Source organism: Neisseria sp. P0021.S005 (genome assembly GCF_051956955.1).
The window spans coordinates 1-3,261 of the sequence record NZ_JBQCWY010000339.1; the positions used below are offsets into that span (position 1 = coordinate 1).

Annotated in this window: 4 protein-coding genes and 1 tRNA gene; 1 reads left to right on the forward strand and 4 read right to left on the reverse strand. The window is 50.9% G+C overall.

The window, feature by feature from the left end:
- Positions 1-346 precede the first annotated feature (346 nt).
- Positions 347-422: transfer RNA gene (locus ACTHUE_RS13805), tRNA-Phe, on the reverse strand.
- Positions 423-626: 204 nt separating this feature from the next.
- Here ACTHUE_RS13805 and ACTHUE_RS13810 point away from each other — a divergent pair.
- Positions 627-1,187: a hypothetical protein gene (locus ACTHUE_RS13810; protein WP_049336656.1), complete on the forward strand. Its 561-nt coding sequence runs from the start codon at positions 627-629 to the stop codon at positions 1,185-1,187.
- Positions 1,188-1,234: 47 nt separating this feature from the next.
- Here ACTHUE_RS13810 and coaD read toward each other — a convergent pair whose 3' ends face one another.
- The 3 genes from coaD to ACTHUE_RS13825 form a co-directional block, all read right to left on the reverse strand.
- A complete protein-coding gene (gene coaD, locus ACTHUE_RS13815; RefSeq protein WP_049345008.1) occupies positions 1,235-1,747 on the reverse strand; it encodes a pantetheine-phosphate adenylyltransferase in 513 nt (170 codons plus the stop codon).
- A gap of 106 nt (positions 1,748-1,853) precedes the next feature.
- Positions 1,854-2,540, reverse strand: a complete 687-nt coding sequence (locus ACTHUE_RS13820; RefSeq protein ID WP_049336659.1) for a Bax inhibitor-1 family protein — start codon at positions 2,538-2,540, stop codon at positions 1,854-1,856.
- A 164-nt stretch (positions 2,541-2,704) separates the two neighbouring features.
- Positions 2,705-2,980, reverse strand: coding sequence for an oxidative damage protection protein (locus ACTHUE_RS13825; RefSeq protein WP_003682648.1), 276 nt, complete (start codon positions 2,978-2,980; stop codon positions 2,705-2,707).
- Positions 2,981-3,261 lie beyond the last annotated feature (281 nt).

The window sequence follows — 3,261 nt, forward strand, 5'->3', positions numbered from 1 at the left end:
CCCGTTTGCGAGTAATGCACAATCAGCACTTTTTTCATTATCTTCCCTGCAATGAGTAAGTTATGGTTGGTTTGGACGGTATTATATAGTAAACCGACCGGCCTTGAACTTTATTCATATTCAGTATGTTCGCGAAGGTTTCAGCCGATTTGGATGGAAGCGCCGTATTCTGTCGGAATGGGGCGGTAAAGCGGATTTTTATGCCATGCCAACATGAACAACGGCCGTCTGAAAATTTTCAGACGGCCTTGTGTGGAAATCGGGACGCATGGTCTGGAATGGGATTTGCGCTAAGTATGGCGTGCAAATCGTATAGATAAAAAAATAACCGCTTCAAGGCGGTTGGTGGTGGCCAGAGGCGGAATCGAACCGCCGACACACGGATTTTCAATCCGTTGCTCTACCAACTGAGCTATCTGGCCTTCGCGTGTTTCGTTGCGAGATGTGAATTAAACCAAATTTCGTTGCCTTGTGCAAGCGGTTGTAGGCTTTATTTTTGAGGCGGTAAATTAAGATTTTGTTTTGTATTGAATTATTTTTCGTTTTAATTGGCGGTTTTTAGGTTTGCCGGTTTGATTTTCAGACGGCCTAAGATACAATCGGCTTTTTTGCTTTGGATTTATGCCATGCTGTATGTGTTTGTTCGTGATATGTGGGATGTTTTGCGTTTGCGCTATCGTTCGCCGGAGACGTATTTGTATTCGCCTTTGGTGATGGCGGCGGTGTTGCTGCTGTTGGGTGTGGTGAATGCGGCCAGCATGTCGCCTTTGTTTGGCAGTGGCGCGGCGGCGGTGTGCCTGTCGGTGATTTTGGTGATTGTGAAATGGTTGGTGTTGAGCCGCTCGATGCGCAAGGTGCTGCATTATTACGGTGCGCCCCGGTTGCCTTTGTGGGGCTTTATTTTGGTGTCTGAGGCTTTGCTGCTGCCGCTGTTGCTGGTGTTGTATGTGCCGGCGTTGGCTGCGTTTGCGCTGCTGTGGCAGGCTTGGGTTTTTGTGGTGCAGGTACGCGGTTTGATGTGGATGGGGAATGCGACGGTAGGCCGTGTTTTGGTGGGCTATCTGTTGTATGGTATCGGCGTGCTGTGTGTGGGTACGGTGATTTTGATGCTGTTTATTGCCGCCGGTTGGTTGGACATGGAAACGTTGAATCAAAACCTGCAGGCGTTGACGTCTGCCCGTAAATAATCAATGAAAATTGGAAGGCCGTCTGAAATGTTCGGACGGCCTTTGTTTTATGTGTTTGTTTCGTGGTCTTGCAGGATTTTTTGATAGACGGGGTCGGGGAGGTAGCGGCCTATCATGTCGCGCCAGCCTTGTGGGCCGACCAGGCCTTTGACCATGGTGGAGGATACTTCGGCTATTTCGCGCGGCGGCATCAGGAAGACGGTGGAGATTTCGGGGGCGATGTCGCTGTTGATGTAGCGCATCGAGCGTTCGTATTCGTAGTCGGCGGCGGAACGGATGCCGCGGACGATAAAATTGGCTTTGGCTTCGCGGGCATAATCGACCAAAAAGCGGTTTTCAAACACGCTGATGCGGACATTGGGGAAGGGGTGGGTAATGGCATCGAGCATGGCGCGGCGTTCTTCTATGGTGTAGGTGCTGCGCTTTTCGGGATTGGTGCCGATGGCGACAATGAGTTCGTCAAAGAGGGATTGGGCTTCCTGTATCATCCACAGGTGGCCGAGGGTGGGAGGGTCGAAGCTGCCTGCGTACACTGCACGGCGCGGAGTGGTCGTGGTCATTTTGGGTTGGGAATGGGGTTTGTGTACGTTCAGGATAGGGGAGTTTGCCGGTGATGTCAAAAATCAAAAAGGCCGTCTGAAATTTCAGACGGCCTTTGCGGCTTTATCAGTCGTCACCGCTAATAGAGATGAGGATTCTCAAGAGGCTGCTGAAAATGTTGTAGATGGAGATGAAGATGGTCAGCGCCGCGCTGATGTGGCTGTCTTCACCACCGTCGATAACGGCACGCACCTGCCACATAATCATCAGGGAACTGAAGACAACGAAGCCGGCCGCGATGGTCAGGCTCAGGGCAGGGATGTTGAGGAAGATGTTGGCCACAACGGCAATCATGAGCACGATGGCGCCGGCACCGAGGAAGCTGCCGAGTTTATTCATATTCATTGTGGTGCGGCGCGCCATGGCGGACATGGTGAAGAAGACACCAGCGGTCATGGCGGCGGCCGTACCGACGATTTGCGCGCCGTTGTTAATCGCCAGGGCGTATTGCAACATAGGGCTGATGGCAAGGCCCATGCCGAAAGTGAAGATCATCAACAGGGCTACGCCGACGTTGCTGTAACGGTTTTTCTCGATCAGGAAGGTCATGCCGTAGAAGAAGCCGAAGAAGGCAGCTAGGGCAATCCAAGATGAACCGAACATGGAGAAAATGTTAAAGCCTGTTTTGGCGGAAAAGAATGCGCCGGCAACGGCAGGAATGAAAGACAGGCCGAGCAGGCGGTAGGTTTTTTGTAGGACGGTATTTTTGGCAACCGAGCCTTGCGAGGTATAGTCGTAAACGTCGTTTTGCATGGCGTTTGCTCCAATATAGATTGAGAATGAATGAAATTTGGATTCTAACAGAGAATCATGGGTTTGTATGATTTATCTGTTCTATTTGCCTAATATGCGGGGCAATCGGGAATTTTAAAGGCCGTCTGAAAATCGGGTTTCAGACGGCCTTGGCTTTTCAATGCTTATTTAGGCTCTTGCGGAACATAGCCTTGTACGGCATCTGCTCCGTCGCCGAAGAAGTATTGTTCCATCTGCTGGGCGAGGTATTCGCGTGCGCGCGGATCGGCAAGGCTTAGGCGGTTTTCGTTAATGAGCATGGTTTGGTGACGGGTCCAAGCCATCCATGCTTCTTGGGAAACGTTTTCAAAAATGCGTTTGCCCAATTCGTTGGGCAGCGGCGGAAATTTCATGCCTTCGGCTTCTTTGCCGAGTTTGACGCAGTGAACCATACGGGTCATGGCGGTTTCCTTATGTGGGGGTTGCAAAGGTTGGTATTTTAGCCGATTGCACGGATAGGGGAAAGCGTGGGTTTCAGACGGCCTGAAACCTTGCTATGATGGTCTTTTCTGTTTATTCAGGCAAAGATTATGAACCGCCTCGATACTGCCCGCCGTTATTCCCTTTTTCTCGCCCGTAATCTTGATTCCGGCAAACTCAAGCCCGAAATTTTCCTGCCTATGCTGGACAAGGCGTTGACCGAAGCTGATTTTCAAGCTTTTGCCGATTGGGACAAAATCCG